Annotated in this window: 17 protein-coding genes and 1 pseudogene; 13 read left to right on the top strand and 5 right to left on the bottom strand. The window is 41.6% G+C overall.

Going from position 1 to position 19,762, the window contains the following annotated elements:
• The first annotated feature begins 43 nt into the window (after positions 1-43).
• Positions 44-1,489, top strand: coding sequence for an alpha/beta hydrolase-fold protein (locus EYR97_RS07550; protein WP_242634948.1), 1,446 nt, complete (start codon positions 44-46; stop codon positions 1,487-1,489).
• A gap of 80 nt (positions 1,490-1,569) precedes the next feature.
• Complete coding sequence (locus EYR97_RS07545; RefSeq protein ID WP_131093239.1) at positions 1,570-1,908, top strand: FKBP-type peptidyl-prolyl cis-trans isomerase; 339 nt, start codon at positions 1,570-1,572, stop codon at positions 1,906-1,908.
• A 72-nt stretch (positions 1,909-1,980) separates the two neighbouring features.
• Here EYR97_RS07545 and nhaD read toward each other — a convergent pair whose 3' ends face one another.
• Positions 1,981-3,234 (bottom strand): sodium:proton antiporter NhaD, encoded by a 1,254-nt coding sequence (nhaD, locus tag EYR97_RS07540; protein ID WP_131093238.1) that lies wholly within the window; start codon positions 3,232-3,234, stop codon positions 1,981-1,983.
• 158 nt (positions 3,235-3,392) lie between these two features.
• Positions 3,393-4,982, bottom strand: a complete 1,590-nt coding sequence (locus EYR97_RS07535) for a response regulator (protein ID WP_307722609.1) — start codon at positions 4,980-4,982, stop codon at positions 3,393-3,395.
• 277 nt (positions 4,983-5,259) lie between these two features.
• Here EYR97_RS07535 and EYR97_RS07530 point away from each other — a divergent pair, with 277 nt between their 5' ends.
• The 4 genes from EYR97_RS07530 to EYR97_RS07515 all read left to right on the top strand — a co-directional run bounded on the left by EYR97_RS07530 (position 5,260) and on the right by EYR97_RS07515 (position 9,127).
• Positions 5,260-6,414 carry an acyl-CoA dehydrogenase family protein gene (locus EYR97_RS07530; protein WP_131093236.1) on the top strand — a complete coding sequence of 385 codons (1,155 nt, stop codon included), beginning with the start codon at positions 5,260-5,262 and terminating at the stop codon, positions 6,412-6,414.
• A 13-nt stretch (positions 6,415-6,427) separates the two neighbouring features.
• Complete coding sequence (locus tag EYR97_RS07525; protein ID WP_131093235.1) at positions 6,428-7,558, top strand: enoyl-CoA hydratase/isomerase family protein; 1,131 nt, start codon at positions 6,428-6,430, stop codon at positions 7,556-7,558.
• 178 nt (positions 7,559-7,736) lie between these two features.
• Positions 7,737-8,576, top strand: a complete 840-nt coding sequence (locus EYR97_RS07520; protein ID WP_131093234.1) for a putative RNA methyltransferase — start codon at positions 7,737-7,739, stop codon at positions 8,574-8,576.
• Complete coding sequence (locus EYR97_RS07515; RefSeq protein ID WP_131093233.1) at positions 8,573-9,127, top strand: D-glycero-beta-D-manno-heptose 1,7-bisphosphate 7-phosphatase; 555 nt, start codon at positions 8,573-8,575, stop codon at positions 9,125-9,127. The genes EYR97_RS07520 and EYR97_RS07515 overlap by 4 nt, the downstream gene beginning before the upstream one ends.
• Before the next feature lie 247 nt (positions 9,128-9,374).
• On the opposite strand, the gene EYR97_RS07510 is transcribed toward EYR97_RS07515, so the two are convergent.
• A complete protein-coding gene (locus EYR97_RS07510; RefSeq protein WP_131093232.1) occupies positions 9,375-10,892 on the bottom strand; it encodes a DUF3413 domain-containing protein in 1,518 nt (505 codons plus the stop codon).
• Positions 10,893-10,901: 9 nt separating this feature from the next.
• Entirely contained in the window at positions 10,902-11,120 is a 219-nt protein-coding gene (locus tag EYR97_RS07505) for a DUF1414 domain-containing protein (RefSeq protein WP_131093231.1), read from the bottom strand.
• Between the two features lie 159 nt (positions 11,121-11,279).
• On the opposite strand from EYR97_RS07505, the gene yejK reads away from it, so the two are divergent.
• The 3 genes from yejK (at position 11,280) to EYR97_RS07490 (ending at position 14,258) form a co-directional block, all read left to right on the top strand.
• Positions 11,280-12,386, top strand: coding sequence for a nucleoid-associated protein YejK (gene yejK / locus EYR97_RS07500; protein WP_131093230.1), 1,107 nt, complete (start codon positions 11,280-11,282; stop codon positions 12,384-12,386).
• Between the two features lie 65 nt (positions 12,387-12,451).
• Positions 12,452-13,327 (top strand): 6-carboxytetrahydropterin synthase, encoded by an 876-nt coding sequence (locus EYR97_RS07495; protein WP_131093229.1) that lies wholly within the window; start codon positions 12,452-12,454, stop codon positions 13,325-13,327.
• Positions 13,328-13,385: 58 nt separating this feature from the next.
• A complete protein-coding gene (locus EYR97_RS07490) occupies positions 13,386-14,258 on the top strand; it encodes a M23 family metallopeptidase (protein ID WP_131093228.1) in 873 nt (290 codons plus the stop codon).
• A 128-nt stretch (positions 14,259-14,386) separates the two neighbouring features.
• Here the strand turns inward: EYR97_RS07490 and EYR97_RS07485 are convergent, their stop codons facing one another.
• Positions 14,387-16,186: a M61 family metallopeptidase gene (locus EYR97_RS07485; protein WP_131093227.1), complete on the bottom strand. Its 1,800-nt coding sequence runs from the start codon at positions 16,184-16,186 to the stop codon at positions 14,387-14,389.
• A 248-nt stretch (positions 16,187-16,434) separates the two neighbouring features.
• Between EYR97_RS07485 and EYR97_RS07480 the strand changes: the two genes are divergently transcribed.
• The 4 genes and pseudogenes from EYR97_RS07480 (at position 16,435) to EYR97_RS07465 (ending at position 19,671) form a co-directional block, all read left to right on the top strand.
• Positions 16,435-17,118: a PilZ domain-containing protein gene (locus EYR97_RS07480; protein WP_131093226.1), complete on the top strand. Its 684-nt coding sequence runs from the start codon at positions 16,435-16,437 to the stop codon at positions 17,116-17,118.
• Between the two features lie 68 nt (positions 17,119-17,186).
• Positions 17,187-17,649 (top strand): annotated as a pseudogene (locus tag EYR97_RS07475) (DUF962 domain-containing protein).
• A gap of 119 nt (positions 17,650-17,768) precedes the next feature.
• Entirely contained in the window at positions 17,769-18,842 is a 1,074-nt protein-coding gene (locus tag EYR97_RS07470; RefSeq protein ID WP_131093225.1) for a sensor histidine kinase, read from the top strand.
• 1 nt (position 18,843) lies between these two features.
• A complete protein-coding gene (locus tag EYR97_RS07465) occupies positions 18,844-19,671 on the top strand; it encodes a LytTR family DNA-binding domain-containing protein (protein WP_131093224.1) in 828 nt (275 codons plus the stop codon).
• Positions 19,672-19,762 lie beyond the last annotated feature (91 nt).

The raw sequence follows: 19,762 nt of genomic DNA, 5'->3' as shown, positions 1-19,762 counted from the left end.
GACTTTTCCCTAGGCCGAATTAGATACCAAAAAAGGCGTCAAAGTGAAGAATTTTGTGTATGTTACATTGCTATGGCTTTCGCTGTATTCATACGTTCAAGCTGGAAATGTATTTAACGATGTACCTGAAACAGTAAGTAACGATAGAAGCTATATTATTTATTCCCATGGTTATATCGTAGAAGGAGACAACCCCAAACCGGTTCATGCCGAGTGGGGAGAATATGATTATCCCGGTATTCTAAATACACTTAGTGAGCTTGATAGTGACGTTATTTCGCTTCATAGACCAAACGGAAGCGACCCGCATGAACACGCTCAGATATTGTCAAAATATGTAGCACAACTCTTAAACAAAGGTGTTAACCCGCATAAAATTACTCTAATAGGTTTTTCTCGTGGTGGCTTTATCACGGCCATTGCATCTTCTCTTATACAGCACCCTGACATTAACTACGTTATCCTTGCCGCGTGTACTTCAGGTCTTTCTAGGCAAAAAGAAATTGTAGTAACCGGAAACCTTTTATCCATATATGAAACCTCTGACACGGTGGGCTCTTGCCAAGATGTTGTAAAACGTAAACCCATGGCATTAAGTTCATTTAAAGAATATGCAATATCTACTGGAAATGGACACGGCGCATTTTACCGCCCAAGGGATGAATGGATTGTGCCAATAAAGCAATGGCTTAAAACCCATGTAGAAACTGGACACTATGAAGTACCAAGAAGTTCGGTAATTGAACTTAAAGAGCTGAACACACAAAGAACGTATCCAATCTATATTCAATTACCACGTTCATATCAAACGGCAGTTGATAGGCAATATCCTGTAATATATGTCACCGATGCACCATACAGTTTTCCTATTGTTACCGGCTCTACTCGTTATCCAATGAATTCAGGTGTAATGGAGGAGGCGATAATTGTCGGTATCGGCTACGAGAAGGGCTCCAAGGGACAATCAAGCCGAGTTCGTGATTACACACCAGTATTGGCAGAAAACTGGAAAATGCAAACCGGTAACGCTGATGGCCATTTGGATTTTATAAGAAGTTCACTCTTTCAATTTATAGAAACAAAATATCGGACTGATCCATCAAAGCGCATATTTATGGGGCATTCTCTTGGAGGGCTTTTCGGGGCTTACACATTACTGACGTCACCAACAATGTTTTCGTCTTACATATTGGGAAGTCCATCAGTCTGGTTTAATAATGACTACTTATTACAGTTACCACTAGAAAGTGCGCAAAGCTTTACGAAGGTTTACGTGGCTGTAGGAGAATTTGAACGCCCACAATTTGGAGAGGGTGAGGATATGGTTCTAGGGGCGCAATCACTAGCCAAAAAGATTAAAAGTGCTGGAGATACTAGTATTGAACCCAAGTTGGTTATTATTGATGAAGCAACTCACGCAACATCTTTTCCCACTACAGCTATTCAAGGCTTAGACTGGGTCTTGGGTAAAAAGAAAAGCGGATTGTAATTAGAGTGTGTGAAAATACTATAGGTAAGTGCTATTCGATGCTCTGTTGTTATTTAGGCTAATGTAGGTTGAGAAAGTGTATGAACGAACAAATCAAAATAGAAGACACGCTTGTTGGTGAAGGAAGAGAAGCTAAGAAAGGAGCGTTAATTACAGCGCATTACCGAGGCTTCTTAGAAGATGGCACACAGTTTGATTCTTCATATGACAAAGGCCGTCCGTTTCAAACTGTGTTATCAAAAAACAAAGTAATACAAGGCTGGTTTATTGGCATTCAAGGTATGAAAGAGGGTGGAAAGCGAAAATTATGGGTGCCTGCTGAACTCGGTTATGGCGAAAGGAATGTGGGTAAAATACCACCAAACAGCAACTTATATTTTGAAGTGGAGTTAATAGAAGTGTTGAATCGAGACGACTAACTCTCAGTAGTAACGAGCCTGTATTTATTAATACAGGCTCGTATAATTCCTAGTGTAATATGAAATTGCTCGTCAGGTTGTGGGCATTATGTAGGTTGCAACCCCATAAACCAGTGCATAGCCCACTGAATAAGCGATGAGTAGAAGCAAAAAGTATTTTCCATAGCGTGCAAAGCTTAAGCCCTTAACTTTACTCATAGTTACAATACCTGCCGCAGAGCCGATGATAAGAAGTGAACCACCAACGCCTACGGCATAGGTAAGTAACATCCACTCACTCACAGACATGCCAATATTCGCTTTAAGTAGTGCTGCGGTTAACGGCACATTGTCGATTAGTGCAGAGGTTGCCCCCATAATATAATTGGCAATTAACGGAGGAAATACCTGATACAAATAGAGCAAGGAGTGCAAAGCTTCAATGTGTTCAAGCATACCAACTAAAAGAAGCACACCTAAAAAGAACAACAAGGTATCAAACTCGATATAGCGTATGTAATCCATGATGGGATCTTGATCATCATCTTCGCCCAAATGATTGGCGACCAGAAACATAATAGCCATACCCGCTAAAAACGTGAGCATCGGCGGTATTGAATACAACACATTGAGGATCAAGGTCGCTATTATCGTACATAAGAAAATGCCCGCAATGACATAGTCAAGTCGGTCTGTTTCATGAATGGTCTTACGAATTTTCACCTGACCTTTCATACCTAAACTTAGCAATCCCGTTAAAACGAGTACCGCTATAAAAGAGGGGATCAGTAACCAAAAAAGCTGGGTAATGGTGACTTTCTTTTGCATGAAGATCATAAGTGTTGTTACGTCACCTGTGATCAAAGACACGCCGCCAGAGTTCACTGCAAACACCACCAGAACAGCAAAACGCATAGTTTGATTAAATGGAAGACCCAAAGACAAGACCATCGCAATTGAGACTAAGGTAGCCGTAATATTGTCGGCAAGTGAAGAAAAGCAAAAACTGAACAACGCAGTGATGAGCATTAACTTTTTAAGCGAAATGTTAGAGGGCATGACCACATTGAGCATATTTGCTATCAAACCTTTTCTATTTAAGTATGCAACAAAGGTCATTGCCGCCACCAAGAACAGCCACAATGTGGATATTTCAGTAATGTTGTGCAGCAAGTCATCATTTACGGCGTTTGTTGCTGACGTGCTTTCAGCCGTAACAAATAGAATCATCCAAGCTAATGTGCCAAAAAATAGAGTAATTTTAGCTTTGTTTACGTGAAGAACTTCTTCGAACATGACGCCAAGTAAAGCGAGTGCCGCAAGAATAATGAGCAGGGTATCGATCATGAAGCTATTCCATCAATTTCAGAGGCGGTAGTTTACGATGAAAGTCTTCTCAGTAAAGTAGGAAAAAAGGATAAACCATGGGTTTAGCCTAATAATTAGTATTCATTGTGCTAATGCAAGACTTTAGTCTTATAAACGAGTAGTACTACGTGCTTGAGTTAGTGTTTATTTGAACTATTGTTTAATAATTGCTGAAGCTGAACTAAACGAGCTTGGTTTGCTTCTGTAAGGGTGTCTGAGTTTATTAAATCAAACAATTGATGAACATTGAATCTACGATAAACGCCCGTGTCAGATTCGATCATGCTTTGCAGCAGGTTAAGACCAAAAGCAGTTGTATCGGGAGACAGCTGATATGCATCATAAAAGTGTTTCATTGCAATTTTGGCTTGACCATCAAGAAACAATTGCATACCTGTTTCATTTATTGATACTGCTTGCGCGTGATTCAATCCCATTTGTTCGCCGCCTGAGAATATCATCTCCTCATTGGTCACTTGCTCAGATATCGCTTGAAGCTCGCGATTCTTGTCTTTGGCCATAAGCAGTAGCTCATTTGCTTTAGTGTCATTGCCTAAACTGTGATAAACCTTCGCTGCAATTACTAAAACAGAAGGCTCCGTGCGTATAAAACTATCCATATAATCTGCTTGAAGGAAGTGAGAAGCCTTTTCTACATCGTTTTCCAATAAGGCCGAAAAAGCCAACAGAAAATCGCGTTTTTGTAGTGTTTGGGGGTCACCCTGACTTCTTCCCGCAATACCTACAAGTTTTCTCGCTTGCGATAAACTTTCTGAACGGTTGGTCTCAGGAGAGGTCTCTGCTAAGACCAGATAAAATTCCGCTAATTCAAAAGTAAAATCATTAAACCTATCCTTCGCACTTCGATGCATGGCACGTTTCTTTTGTAATAGGTCTATGGCATCTATTACCTTATCTTGTTTTTGAAAAGCCATGGTCTTTAATTTTGCCGCGGGTAGGCTAAGCTCACTAAACTTGATTTGGTTTAAGTATTTCTCTACGTCATCATAAGCGCTTTGCTCAAACGATAAGGAGGCAAGCCATTCGAAAGCTTTGTCTCTCGCTAGACTTGAGTTTACCATCTGATTTAATTGGTTCTTACAATCTGGCCACAACCCTTGAGAATACTGACATTTGATTTTACCCCACTGTGCCCAAAGTACTTTATCTGAATGGGTTAAAACATCTTCGTAAATGCGTAGAGCGGTTTTTACCTCACCATTTTCAAATAGTAGCTTGGCATATAGCTTTCTTGTATCTGCTACTAATCTTGGTGGAATACCATCGCTTATTTTTCCCCGCAACAATTTTATCGCCCTACCAAGTTCTTTGTTATCTAAAGCGTGTAGGATATTTTTTACGAAACTACGATAGCTGAGATAGTGTTTAATTTGCCTTGAAAGTGATGCAATGGTATATGGCTTTATTAACAGTACATCGGGTTGCAAGTCCATGATACGCCCAATGGTTTGCGGGGCGCGATCTGACGTTAGAAAAATGATACCCGTGCTGGGTCTAATAAACCCTGATTCTCTTAATACTTGAATCCACTCGACCCCAGTTTTACCCTCACCAAGGTGATAGTCCATCAGTAATAATTCAAAGTTTTGCTTTTTTAGTGCGGCTTTTAGTTCAGTGCCCGTGGCGAAACTACTTACTGATAGATTCGCAATGGACATCAAATGTCCCCTTAGTGCTGTGCGTGCAGTTGCGTTGTCTTCAACAATGGCAATTCTAAAATCCACAATAATCTAACTTCTCGATGTGTATGGCTATAGCTTAACAGTGGCTTGCATAAAGTGCACTATACACAATGCAACGTAATTGCCTTAATGCATATACTTGTAATATACCCATTCTTTGTTTACGTCAAATTACGTCACAGAATATTTACGTTGTGGCAAACTTAATTTAAATAAAAATTTACCTTTACGTTTACGTAAGGGGTAACTATTCGTTATTGTGTGCGAAAACAAGACTAAACATCTGATTAAGGTAATCTATATGAACTTTGAATTAACTGATGATCAATTAGCATTTGAAGAAACCGCACGCCAGTTTGCCCAACAAGAATTAGCTCCGAATGCAGCATTATGGGACAAAGAACATTACTTTCCTGTAGAGGCAATAAAAAAGGCCGGTGAGCTTGGTTTTTGTGGGCTGTATGCGCCAGAAAGCGCCGGTGGCCTAGGTTTATCTCGTCTAGATTCTTCGATTATTTTCGAACAGCTATCGATGGGATGTACAACCACAACGGCCATGTTGACAATCCACAATATGGCAACCTGGATGATAGCTACATGGGGTAGCGAAGCGGTAAAAGGCATGTGGTGTGACTCACTTGTAACCGGCGACAAACTTGCATCTTATTGCCTAACAGAACCTGGTGCAGGCTCCGACGCTGCATCGTTAAAGACGAAAGCGGTTAAAACTGATAGTGGTTATTCTTTGAGCGGTTCAAAAGTATTTATATCTGGCGCTGGTAGCACAGACGTACTTGTTGTCATGGCGCGCACCGGTGGCGATGGTCCTAAAGGGGTTTCTGCTTTTGCTGTTCCTGCCGATGCCAAAGGAATTGAATACGGAAAAGCAGAAGAAAAAATGGGCTGGAATGCACAACCCACTCGCATGATCACTTTTGACAATGTCCACCTAGAAGAAGCATGGCGTTTAGGCGAAGAAGGTCAGGGCTTTAAAATGGCAATGCAAGGTCTAGACGGTGGACGTATCAACATTGCTACTTGCTCTATTGGCACTGCTCAACAAGCCTTGAATACGGCGCGTGCTTATATGACTGAGCGCGAGCAATTCGGCAAGCCCATAGCTGGCTTTCAAGCATTGCAATTTAAGTTAGCTGATATGGCAACTGAACTTGTTGCGGCGCGACAGATGGTAAGAATGGCGGCGTGTAAACTAGATAATAATGACGCTGACAAGACTACCTATTGTGCGATGGCAAAACGTTTTGCTACAGATGTGGGTTTCAATGTGTGCAATGACGCGCTACAACTTCACGGCGGTTATGGGTATATTAAAGAATATCCTTTAGAAAGACATTTCCGTGATGTGCGTGTACATCAAATTTTAGAGGGAACCAACGAGATTATGCGAGTAATTATCGGTAGACGTTTACTGGCAGACGAGAGAAGCATACTGTAATCAAGGAGTGGTGATGATGAGTAGTGAACCCGTTGTTTTGGTCGACGAGTTAAAAACCAGTTGTAGTGCATATTCGATTGGCCGATTAACACTAAATAAGCCCAAAGCACTCAATGCGCTAGATTTAGAAATGGCTGGTTTGATGTTAGACGCATTACTGCAATGGCAATCGCGCGACGATATTGTTGCCGTCGTTATTGATGCGTCGGGTGAAAAGGCGTTTTGTGCTGGTGGAGACATAGTTTCTATGTACAAGTCTATGTTAGAAGCCAAAGGCGCTATCCCGCCATTTCTGGAAGACTTTTTCAAGACAGAGTACACCCTTGACTACACTATTCATAACTACAGCAAGCCGATAGTGGTATGGGGAAGCGGTATCGTCATGGGCGGCGGTATGGGACTTCTTTGCGGCGCTAGTCATAGAGTGGTAACTGAAACTTCTCGTTTGGCTATGCCTGAGATAACCATTGGGTTATATCCTGACGTGGGCGGAAGCTATTTCTTACCCCGATTACCTGGTAAAACAGGGTTGTTCCTTGGGTTAACTGGCGGACAAATGAACGGTACAGATGCGTGTTTCGTTGGGCTTGGTGATATTTTAGTGAGTAGTAGTGAGAAAGAAAGCATGCTTTCTTCGCTGGTTGAACATCAATGGAACATTGGCGATGATTTGTCTGAGCAAGTGACGCAGGTGCTAAAATCTGTTCCTAAACCAGAGGAATTGCCCCAAGCCAATATAGAGCCACATATGTCGCTTATTAATGAACTATGTAGCGGCAATAGTGCGCCTGAAGTAGTGAATGCCATTTTAACGAACAACGTGGAAGGTGATAAATGGTTAACTCGTGCCCAGTCTACGTTAGCTAAAGGGTCGCCAATCACCATGCACCTTGTTTTTGAGCAGTGTCAGCGGGGTGGCGAAATGTCGCTTGCCGATTGCTTTAGAATGGAAGTAGATATGTCTTGTCGCTGTGGTGAGCAGGGAGAATTCCAAGAAGGCGTTCGTGCACTATTGATTGATAAAGACATGTCACCAAAGTGGCAGTATGCAAGTGTTGAAGATGTACCTGCAACAGTTGTAGAGCAATTTTTTACTTCACCATGGGAAGGCGATAAACACCCACTTGCACAGTTGGGTAGATAATCCATTTATTACTATTGGATACTAGAATGTGTAGGCCTTTACTGTAAGAAAGTGCTGCAAAGGTCAACACGCGCTAGGTGCATACCCTTAAACCTAAGGGTATGCATATGCTTTATTGTTGAATTGCTTCTATATTTGGTAGACTACATCGCAAAATTATCAGACAAAAGAACTGTATATGTGGCGATGCCCACTGTGTAAATATCCAATAGACCTCGTAAATACCCCAGTGAATTGCCCTCAAAATCATAGTTTTGATAAGGCAAAATCAGGTTACGTAAACTTATTCCCCGTACAATTTAAAAAGTCTAAAGCGCCTGGGGACGACAAAGCAATGGTCCAAGCTCGGCGCGCTTTTCACCAACTTAATGCCTATCAGCCGTTAAAACAAAGAATGGTTGAATTGGCATTAGACATCATTGAGCACTCGGAAAATTTAAAAGTTAAAACACCTATTCACATTTTTGACGCTGGGTGTGGTGAAGGTAGTTATCTCAATGAAATGGTTAATGGCCTTCGCGAAAAAGGGATCTCTTGTGTCGGTGCGGGTAGTGATATCTCTAAGATTGCAGTGGACTTGGCCGCAAAAGCCTTTAAACGTGAGCAGTTTGTAGTGGCTAGCAGTTTTGATCTGCCGTTAGAAAATCATTCACAAGATATTATGATCCAAGTATTTGCGCCAGGTAATGACGCTGAATATGTACGACTGCTAAGCGATGAAGGCATTCTTATTACTGTGGACCCATCTTACGATCACCTATATGAGATTAAGTCCCTTGTTTACGATTCGCCTCGAAAGCATACGCCAAATCACACCAATAGAGATGGTCTTGAATTAGCTAATCGAGAACGTCTAACCTTCACAATTGATCTTGTCGATAGTGAACACGCCTTAGCACTGATTAAGATGACGCCGTTTTACTGGAAGTTGCCTCAAGGTAAAATAGAAAGCATGGTTAGTGCACTTAAAAGTGTAACCGCAGACTTTAACGTTCAAGTATGGAAGAAAGCATTATGAAAAAAGCCTTCTTTCTCGACCGTGACGGTGTGGTAAATGTCGACCATGGTTACGTCGGTCATTACGAAAATTTTGAATATCTTGATGGTATATTTTCGCTAATTCTTTATGCGCAAGAGATGGACTATTTGCCTGTTATCGTCACTAACCAAAGCGGCATAGCAAGGGGGTTATACAGCGAAGATGACTTTGTAGCCTTGATGGCAAAAGTGCAGCAAGATTTCACTGCAAATGGTATTGGTGAAGTAGCAGTATATTTCTGTCCTCACCATCAGGAAGGGAATGTAGAGCGCTATGCGGTTTCGTGTACGTGCCGAAAACCTAAGCCTGGAATGATGATTCGTGCAGCCGCAGAACTGAATATTGATTTAGCCAATAGCATCATGATTGGTGATAGCTGGCGTGATATTGAAGCGGCAGATAGCGCTGGCATTCAAAAGAGTTTTTACTTGTCGAACAGCCCTGTAACACCCGCACAAAGCAGATCAATAAGCACGAGCCACAATGTATATCATGTAAATGATTTAGATGAAGTGAAAGCAGTGCTTTAGCATCAATGGAACATGCGCGGTCTACTAATAAATTATGGTTATGCGTAACTGTGTATAATGCCAGTCCGCATAGATAACTGCCCAATCAGAAGGCGCTGGCAAGTTTCCTTGCGAAGCGTGGGAATGCAGGAATGGCTGGTATAATTATGGTGACGATAGTTGAGTTGGCTGAGAGCGCAGAAAAATAAAGGCGCTACACGTCTTTACGTGCTTACTATTGACACTTCAATAGAGCGCCTTAATTTTTTTAATGCTGTGTTGAAAAGCGTGATAAATGCTTAATAGCTTGGCTGAGTAAATCAACATTTAGTGGGTCGTTACTGCGCTTTCCTGTATTCAATTCACTAATTTCATAACTACCATTACTCAGTACATCAGTGCGTTTATTGTCATGGAAAACAACAATGCGTTCACCTGAAGTACTTACAAGCCACGGGCGAGAAGGTGAAATTAGGTTTTGCCCCGTAGAGTAAAAAGTACTCGGTGCACTACATCCTAATGCGTTTAATATGGTAGGGGCCAAGTCTTCGGTACTGGCTAAATCTGCGTTTAAACCAATACTGCTATATAAACGGCCTTTACCTGAGCTTTCTCCAAAGCCTGTGGCAACAATAACATCGTGCTGACGGGAAAGCGCACTATTAACATATTGCGCAATTTCATCGCCCTTTAAAAACGCAATATGTAAGCCTTGATGATTATTTGACAACGGTTGTAAATAACCTGCAAGTTGAGGAAAAGGTAGGGCCTCTTCACTGTGAATAGACACTGGCATACCAGAGCCTAAAGGTAGTGCTAGTAACACAGGTCGTTTATTGGAAAGTGCGGCTTCATAGATTTCAGGTACGCCAAATAGCGTGGTTGTTATCAATCCTTCGATAGTACTGGCGGTCGAATAGTAGTTTTGCATAACTTGTAGCGTAGTTTTACCGTACAGCGGGTCGTCGCTGCTGTCGATTTGAACTACTACCGTCATATTTTTACTGGTTTCTACCGAGCAATAAACAGGTTCCGCAGGATAAATGATATTGTGAATGTCAGGGTTAAATTGTAGTTGCTTACGTTCTTCGTATGCAGCTAAATCGAGCAAGCCATAACGAGACATGGTGGTCTTTGCAGTTGCTGGGTAGGACAATGGAAACATATTGTCTTGCTTAATGATTGGCTGATATAACTTTGCATCTGCCCATACATGAATGGCGTGACTAGTGACAAAACAACTCACAAAGAATGTGGTAACTGGAATACCCACTTTATAACGGGTAAAACGCTCTACACGTTTCCATATTGCATTGGCAAGTACCAGTTGAAAGCCCAACCACACAATAAACAATAAGAAAAGAAATGCCCATTGTTGCCAGTTTTCTACGGATATTTGGTTTTTTGCTTCATCGCGCAGCAAATCTGCCGCATGAAAACTGATATGAAAACCTGTTCGATTGTAAAGCAGTGCATCGAAGGCGAGCAGTGCTAAGCCAACCGCAGCAATAATAGAGGCGCTGGCCTTTATAATACGCTGGTTGTTGACTAGGTAACACAACGGCAAAATGAAAATAACAAAACCAAAGAAGGTCATAAACCCAATATGACCAAACCAGTTGGCTAGCAAAAACACCGTACCGACACTCGTGCCCGGCATTGGAGACGAGAAAACAAAAATTGAGGCTATAACAATGGCAATGATAATATTTGCCAACGCAAACCAATGACCCCAATTGACGAGTTTCGTCACACGCTGACGACGCGGCGATTCTGCAAGTATCATGCGAAAGACCTAATTGCTTTTTACGCTTTTCTTAAGCACGTCGGCAAATTGTGCTGCCATGGCTTCTCGATTATCAGGGCTCACTTGTGTGTTGAGGATATGAGTAATTACATTGCCTAACACCATCAATGAAAGGTCGCGATTTGCACCTTCTTCTTCGAGTGTTAAGATCACTTTATTCATTAAAGATTCGAATTCGTCGTTGCTATAGCGGCTTTGTTGGGGCATTGCTACGCCTCTTTTTTATGATTTCTTTGATAAAAAGAATGGTTTTACTAATAAAATGATTATAATCGTTGTTTGAGTGAGTACAATCATTCATTCTAAAATCCCGCAATTCTTTGAATATTTCTGACACTTTTTAAGCAACAGGACACCCGATAGAATATGAGTGCACTGATTCATCACTTTGTAGTACATCGTTTAATTGTAAACAAAGACGATAAGATTGAAGCGATCCCGCGTGATAATTGCCTAGCAGTTACGCCTGAAATTGAACTTTTGGCCCATCAAATCAATCACAGTTTCAATTCAAAGCCAGGCAAAGGTGTGGGGCATTTCGTGACTGAAATTACGCACACTGAACAAGTTGAAAATGAAGATGGTGATATTTCTCAGCAAGAAAAAGTGAAAGACGTATCTGAATTTGCACATTCGCTAAAGCAATATACTGAGATTCAAAAAGCGGCGGGTGATAATGTGGAAGACGCTTTTCATCAATTTTCAGTGAACGCAACAGGGCGTTTAGTAAAAACACTGGCGGATATGGGCATTGTGGAAACAGGCTTTTTGATCTTTTGTCAGTATGAATATTTAGCTACCCAGTATTTAATGATTACCTTGTTGAATACCCGTTCGCATGTGGAAGTCACTAACTCTCTGGATTTATCAGCCCGTGAGCACCTAGACTTAGCGCGTATGCAATTAGCAGTGCGCTTTGACCTAACTCAGTGGCAGATACAACCAGAACAGCAGCGGTATGTAAGCTTTATAAAAGGGCGCATGGGGCGTAAAGTCTCTGACTTCTTTATGCAGTTCGTGGGCTGTGAAGAGCTGGTTGATGTGAAACAGCAAAACAAACAGCTAATTTCTACTGTAGATGCATATCTAGCGAGCGAATCATTGGATCCACAAGAGCAGCATCAGCATCGTGAAGAGGTAAAAACCTACTTCAAAGAGAAGATTGATGCGGGCGAGAGTTTATCAGTAGATGAACTAGCAAATCGCTTACCTGCTAACGAAGAAACGAGTGCAAACTTTTCATCGTTTACACAATCGTTGGAAGTGCCCCTGGAAAAAGAAATTCAGCCCGACCCCGCAGCGCTAAAACAACTAGCGAAATTCACCGGTCAAGGTGGTGGTGTATCAATTAGTTTTGAACGCAAACTAATGGGTGATAGGGTTTTTTACGACCCAGCAACCGACACGCTTACTATTCGCGGTATTCCACCAAACCTAAAAGATCAGCTAAACCGCCAATCTTCTATGGACTAATGACTGCGCGCAGTAAAGAAAAAACGTATACTAACTAAAGAATATAAACTCGATCCAAGGGTGTTATGCAATTATTTGTAAATGATTTGACAGTGATGGACTTTTCTTATCTTTGCCCAAAACGTGGCATGGTAGGTGAGAGTTGGATTGTCGATGTTGTGTTGGACGGTGAACTCAACGAAGAGAGCATGGTTCAAGACTTTGGTCATGTAAAAAAGAACTTAAAACGTTTGATTGATGAATATGTTGATCACAAGTTACTTGTGCCCGCTGAATACAGTGGCGCTGAAGTGCTTCACGATGAACAGAGTGACCAAGTAGAAGTTCGTTTTACTTGTACCGACGACCGTAAAATTATGCTGCATTGTCCGGCAGAAGCCTACGCATTTGTGTATTCAGATATTATCGATATGGACTCTGTTGGCGTTTATTTAAAAGAAGTGTTAGCCACGCATCTTCCTGAAAACGTGGAAAACATAACGCTAAATCTGCGCGCAGAAGTTATCGACGTACCTTTCTACCACTATACCCACGGTTTGAAAAAACACGATGGCAATTGTCAACGTATTGCGCACGGTCATCGCTCGCGTATTGATATCTTAATTGACGGAAAAGCGTGTTTAGAAAGCCAGCAGTATTGGGCTTCACGTTGGGAAGATATCTATATCGCGACTCTCGAAGATGAAATTCGTTACGAAGACAGGCAACTCAAGGGCGAAGTTACAGTGCCGTCTGATTATTACTGCTTTGCCTATGAATCGTCGCAAGGGTACTTTGAACTTGTTCTACCAAAAAGCGATTGTGAAGTAATAGAAACAGATTCCACCGTTGAGTGCTTAGCCCAGTATTTGTTACTTGAACAAAAAAAGCGCACACCAGAAGGCCTGTGTCAGGTAATCGCCTATGAAGGTGTTGGCAAAGGTGCAACGGTTAAAGGTTAACGATTCATAGAAGTTTTCACGCTCGGCAAACAATGATAAGTGAGGTAGAGGTAATTACATGCTTTTTAAAACAATAAGAACTGTTAGTTTAGTTTGTGTTGCACTTGTGAGCGCGTCTTCTTTAATACCGGTTTCATATGCATCGCAAAAGGTTCAGCCAGCTCTAGAAAGCAGCGTAAATTTAGTTATTAATGGCACGTTTACCCAAGGGGCCTTAGTTAGGGGGCAAGTTAATAAAGGCGCTGAAGTATTCTTAAACGGTGAGCGTATTGAAACGAATAAAGACGGCAAGTTTGTAATTGGTTTTGAGCGTGAAGCACCGCTTGAGCAGCACTTAGTGGTAAAAAGTGCATCAGGCGAAGAATTCGTAAGAGACATTACATTATCTAAACGAGAATATGATATTCAGCGCATAGACGGTCTTGAACCCAAGATGGTTACGCCACCTGAAGCGGTGTCGGCACGCATAAAACAGGACAATATCAATGTTGCTAATGCCAGAAGCGGAAATTCTGATCTGGATGCGCTTTTTACCAAGTTTGAGTGGCCAGCGAGCGGCCCAATTACGGGTGTTTATGGTAGCCAACGTGTACTGAATGGCGTACCCAAATGGCCACATTACGGCGTGGATGTAGGTGGACCAACGGGCACGCCTGTTTATGCCCCCGTTGACGGTGTGGTTACCTTGGCTGAAGATCTTTATTATTCAGGTAATACGCTAATACTCGATCACGGAATGACAGTTTTCTCTACCTTCCTGCACTTAGACAGCATGATGGTTGAAGTGGGCGATAAGGTAAAACAAGGTGAGCAAATAGGTACTATCGGTGCAACGGGCCGTGCCACTGGTCCTCATTTGGATTGGAGAATTAATTTGGGCAAGATGCGCCTTGACCCTCAAACTGTGGTTTCAGGCACACCTAATAGGTAGTTGATTTATATTTGTTGCGTTAGAAGTAACTGCATTAGAAGTAATTGAGTTTAAGTTAACTAGAAGCCTTGGCTCCATGAGGTCTTTGAATTGAATAAAGACCTCATAGTACTTCTTTTTATTACTTTTTACTTTGTTAACCACGCATTTAGTTTCTCGCTATCAACAACCTTAAAATACGCCATATCTTGTCTTGCAGGAATTATCGGCAAATCAACACATAGCAAGCGACCATCGCGTATCAAGGTAATTTCTACAGTTTTGCGTTGTGCGCTATCAAGTAGTCGTTGAAGCTTCGCTAGATTAACAACGTGGCCATCAAGGGCAATAACAATGTCATTTAATAAAATACCCGACTGCATAGCAGCGAGCCCCTCAAAAACTTGAACGACGGTTAGCCCTAGTGACGCGGGTTTTAACGTGGCACCAAATTGATGTTTAATAGCGCTAGAGGATACAGCGCCCCCTTTGTCTTCAAAAGAGGTACTTGCTCGCGTGTGGTAACTTAGCCCAATAAGACCGACAAGTTCTGAAAGCGCTACGTCTTCTGTCCCGTAAACAACGCGGTTTAAGTAAGGCATTACATCAATATTGAAATGCTCGAGACAAAGGGTTTGAATTACGCTGTCAGGCGTACCAACTACTTGTTTTCCATAGTGTTCCCATAACAACTGCATCAATGAGTCTAAACTCACAGTATTATCGCTTTCTTTTCGCAATAGTAGGTCTAGACCAAACGCAATAATGCCGCCTTTGGTGTAGTAACTTACTATGTTATTAGTTGCACTGGCGTCTTGTTTGTAAAATTTTGTCCACGCATCAAAACTACTTTGGGCCACACTTTGCTTTTTGCGACCGTTGTTTTGAAGTAATCGGCTGATGTTCTGCGCAAGAATATCTAAATATTTATGAGGCTCTATCACACCCTTGCGAGCCAAAGTGAGATCGTCATAAAAGCTTGTAAAACCTTCGTAAATCCATAATTGATTAGTATAGGTCTCAGACGCCAAATTAGGCATTACCATCACTGAAGGCTTTATTCTTTTTACATGCCAGGTATGGAAAAATTCATGGCTGCACAAACTCAAGAACGTAATGTAACTGTCGGTCTTTTTGTCGCTTTCCCCAACCATAGGTAAATCGAAACGAGGGTAAAGTAACGCGGTCGAATAATTGTGCTCAAGCCCGCCAAATCCATTATCGGCAAGCAGTGTCATAAACAAATAATTCTCTACAGGGTAGGGTTTACCAAATAGGTTTAGGTGATGCTGACAAATAGGTGTTAAGTCACGGGCAATACGTGCATAGTCGATATTATTGTTACCTGAGAACAACAAAGTAAAAGTGACATTGTCAACGTCAAATTGATAGGTGTCTGCAATACCAATGTAGATAGGGTGGTCAATAAACTCGCTGTAATCCGCGCAGTGAAAGTGCCACGATTTTTGTGTGTCTGTGATGTCTCTAACGGGCATTGACGTGTAGGTTTGCCAATTGGCTACGTGCTCGTCCGCGTCTGGAAGGTTTACATCTAGATGACATGCAGCATTTTCTAATTCTGATACCTGTAAAAACGCACTCGTACCGTTAATAAACCCATATTGATCATTGATAAACGCCGAGCGGATAGATAAGTCATTTGCATAAACCACATACTCAATTACACAGGCTTTGCCTTTTGAATCTACCACCCATGTTTGTTTGTCTCGCTTTTCAGCCGCTAAGAGAGAGTTTGAAATCTCGCACTTTGCACTAAGGGTGATTATGTTTTTAGCAAAGTCCCTCACCATATAGCTACCAGGGATCCAACTAGGTAATGCAAGGGTTAGTGTATCAGTGTGATGTGATGGAATTGAGATAGAGACGGTAAATTCGTGTGCACGCCAATTTGATAACGATAGGGCGTAGTGAAGAATCTGTTGAGACATGATAAACCTACTAGAATGTCATTGGTGTTTATACTATATCAATGTATCAAACTTAGCCCAATGCTTAATCCTTCTTACGGGCTTTCAACTTCAACCTTAAATACACAGGGGATGTTATTTGTTTTAAAACATGTAAAACAATGATCAACAACAAATTACATGCGTTTTTATCGCGTTTGTTTTTGTCAGCTGAAAGAAAACAAGTTACATTGATATTAAGAAGATGAATGCAGCATTAATAAGAAGAAATGCCAGAGAACCTCAATAGTAAACTGATCAGCGCGGATAGTTTGATGTCACTGAGGACATTGGACCCCGGTGACATTGTCGACTTGCAAATCTCAATGCCCGCAGCGCCTAAACGCGTTAAAACCGAATATGTAGGTATGTTGGTAGACGAATGCTTACTTTTTCACATTCCCACATCTGCTAAATGGATCACCATTCGCGATGCACTCACTGTTGGCAACGATATTGTTGTTCGCTCTGTGTTAGAGGGAAGTGCCGGGCAGGTTATCGCTTTCAGAGTCAAGGTACTTAAGTTAATCTCCAAACCTTCTGGCTTATTGGTAACAAGCTTTCCCAAGCGTATTGAAAGTATTGGCTTACGCGCTGCCAAGCGTGCGCAACTTGGTATCGCTGTAAACCTTAGAGCTTCAGTTTATCCGGAAGATGAAACCGTGTCTGGGATCATCCTCGATATATCATCGAAAGGGTGCAGAGTTGCCTTGCAGTTAAAACCCAATTGGGAAGTCATGATAGATGACTCAGAAGTACACTTAGTGTACAACTTAGACGGTAAAGATATTTCGTTAAAAGCGAAAGTGAAAAACCATAAACTAGAGAAAGACATTGTTTATTATGGTTTAGCGTTCGATTGCGACGATAAACTCGTTAAAACGTTGTTATCACGCCATACTTTGTTAGCGTAATGTAATGCGTTGCGCTATCAGCAATGTTAAACACCCTATAATAAAAATACTGGCAGAAGGGGAAGTTAATGAGAAGTATCGAGAGGCTTTTACAGCAATATGGCGAAAGCCATCAAAATAAAACCAATGTACTTATTCATGCTATTGCTGTACCAAGCATTTATTTTGTTACGCTTGGTTTAATATGGAGCATACCTGTTCCTGAATTTGTGGCTATGTTTTCTGTGACCTGGGCACATATTATTAGTATTCCGGTTCTTTATTACTATTTTTCACTCTCTGGTCCAATAGGCGCGGCAATGACATTGTTGACTATAGCTTGTTTCGGATTGGTTAATTTACTGGTATTAGCCGGAATTCCAGTGTGGCAATTCTGTCTGGCTTTATTCATCTTTATGTGGGTATTACAGTTTATCGGTCATAAAATTGAAGGCAAGAAGCCTTCCGTTTTTTGATGATTTGCGCTTTTTGCTTGTAGGTCCCGCTTGGTGGTGGGTTCACTGGTTGAAGCGTCTAAATATCAGTTACTAATCGGCTTAGGTAAAACAGATGTAAACTGCGACCAGACGCCTGCGTAACACGACCAAGTTTGTTGGGTAGGCAGTCTGCTTGCGTATAATCAAGGTATTGATAGTAACGTTGGTATTATTGTGAGTCGCTTTCAGCGTGTTATAGAAAGTAATGAACGCTTATTTTGGACTTTGCACAGCGCAGGTTGGGCAGGGTTCGCAATTATTTATTACATTGGTTCTTTTCTCCATGATGTAAGGCCTATATGGGTGTTCATCATTCTACTTAATGCTTATGCAGGCTGGCTATTAACCATTCCTCTTAGGTACATCTATCGTTGGGCGCGAAAACAAACACCGCTAAATATGCTCATTATTGTTGTGGTGTCTTGTTATCTCATTGCGTTGCTATGGGCCGTTGTTAAAAACATCAACTATTGGGAAATCTACAAGCACGGCTATCGCCCAGATGAATGGTATATGTATTTTACCAATACGATTAACTCACTCATCATGGTGGGGTGTTGGAGCGGCGTGTACTTTGGTATTAAGAACTTCCAAATGCTGCAAAAAGAAAAGCAAAATGCGCTAAAGGCAAGCACAATGGCCCATCAAGCGCATATTAAAATGCTTCGCTATCAGCTAAACCCCCACTTTTTGTTTAATACTTTAAACGCTATTTCAACCCTGGTGTTATTGAAAGAAAACGACACTGCTGAAGCGATGGTTTCGCGTTTAAGTGACTTTTTGCGTTATTCTTTAGATAACGATCCAATAAAGCGCGTGCCGTTGGGGCAAGAAATTAAAGCGCTCAGGCTTTACCTTGAAATAGAAAAGGTGCGTTTTGATGACCGCTTAGAAGTAGTGTGGGACATAGACGAAGAATGTGATTGTGCATTGGTGCCTAGTATGATCTTACAGCCCATTATTGAAAATGCCATAAAGCACGCCATATCTAAAATGGAAAATGGTGGTCGAATTTCTATTACGGCTCGCACGTTTGGTAACGATCTTCTTATGGATGTCGCCGACAACGGCCCGGGTGCAGATATCAAAGATGGACAATTAAGCCGTGAAAATGGTGTAGGACTGGCTAATATTAAAGAGCGTTTACAGTCACTCTATCAACGTAATTTTGCATTCTCTATTGAACACAATCAGCCTTCTGGAGTCCGAGTAAGAATTCGCATTCCTTATGAAGTAAAGGACGTATGACATGACAAAGCAAGTAATTAAAACCATTGTAGTGGACGACGAGCCGTTAGCGCGCAGAGGTTTGCGAGCAAGGCTGGAACGCCATGACGATGTGAACGTTATTGCTGAATGCCAGAATGGACTTGAAGCGGTAAGTAGTATTTCGCAGCATAGACCTGACCTCGTTTTTCTAGATATTCAGATGCCTGGCCTTAATGGTTTTCAAGTTATTCATAAACTAAGAGAGCTAAAGCAACCCATTCCAATGATTGTGTTTGTAACGGCTTATGACAGCTACGCGATTAAAGCGTTTGATATTCACGCCTTAGATTATTTGTTAAAACCAGCTGATGACGAGCGTCTTGGTGCAGCATTGAATAAAGTACGTGAATACTTTACTACCCAACACCAAGATGCGCAGTCGCAGAAATTAGTGAGTTTAGTTGCAGAACTCACTGGTGATGACTGTGAAGAAATTCTAAGGAAGCTGGCAAACGGTGAGCCAGTTGAAACTAACCCTTATCCCGACGTTCTTGCCATTAAAGATGGCTCTGAAGTAACGAGGGTAAATGTGCAGGATATCCAGTGGATTGACGCAGCGGGTGACTATATGTGTGTTCATGCATTAGACGGTATGCACATTATGCGTAAAACAATGAAAGAGCTAGAGCAAGAGCTCAACCCTCAGTTTTTTGTGCGCGTACACCGCTCAGCCATTGTGAATATTCGTTTTGTGAAAAAGCTGGTGAGCCATATAAGTGGTGAATACCATCTTATTTTACAAAATGAAACTGAGTTAAAAGTAAGCCGAAGTCACAGAGACAAAGTAAAAGCAGCAATGAAAATGTAAGAAAGCGCCGAAAGGCGCATTCTTGATAGGTTTGCTTTAGTTAAATCTCCTGGTTGTCCATAACTTGCCTAAAGCTATCTGTAGGTCGTTC

The organism is Alteromonas sp. KUL42, from assembly GCF_006538325.1.
GTDB lineage: Bacteria > Pseudomonadota > Gammaproteobacteria > Enterobacterales > Alteromonadaceae > Alteromonas.
The sequence above is the reverse complement of the archived record's forward strand: the minus strand, read 5'-3'. Positions and strand labels throughout refer to the sequence as shown.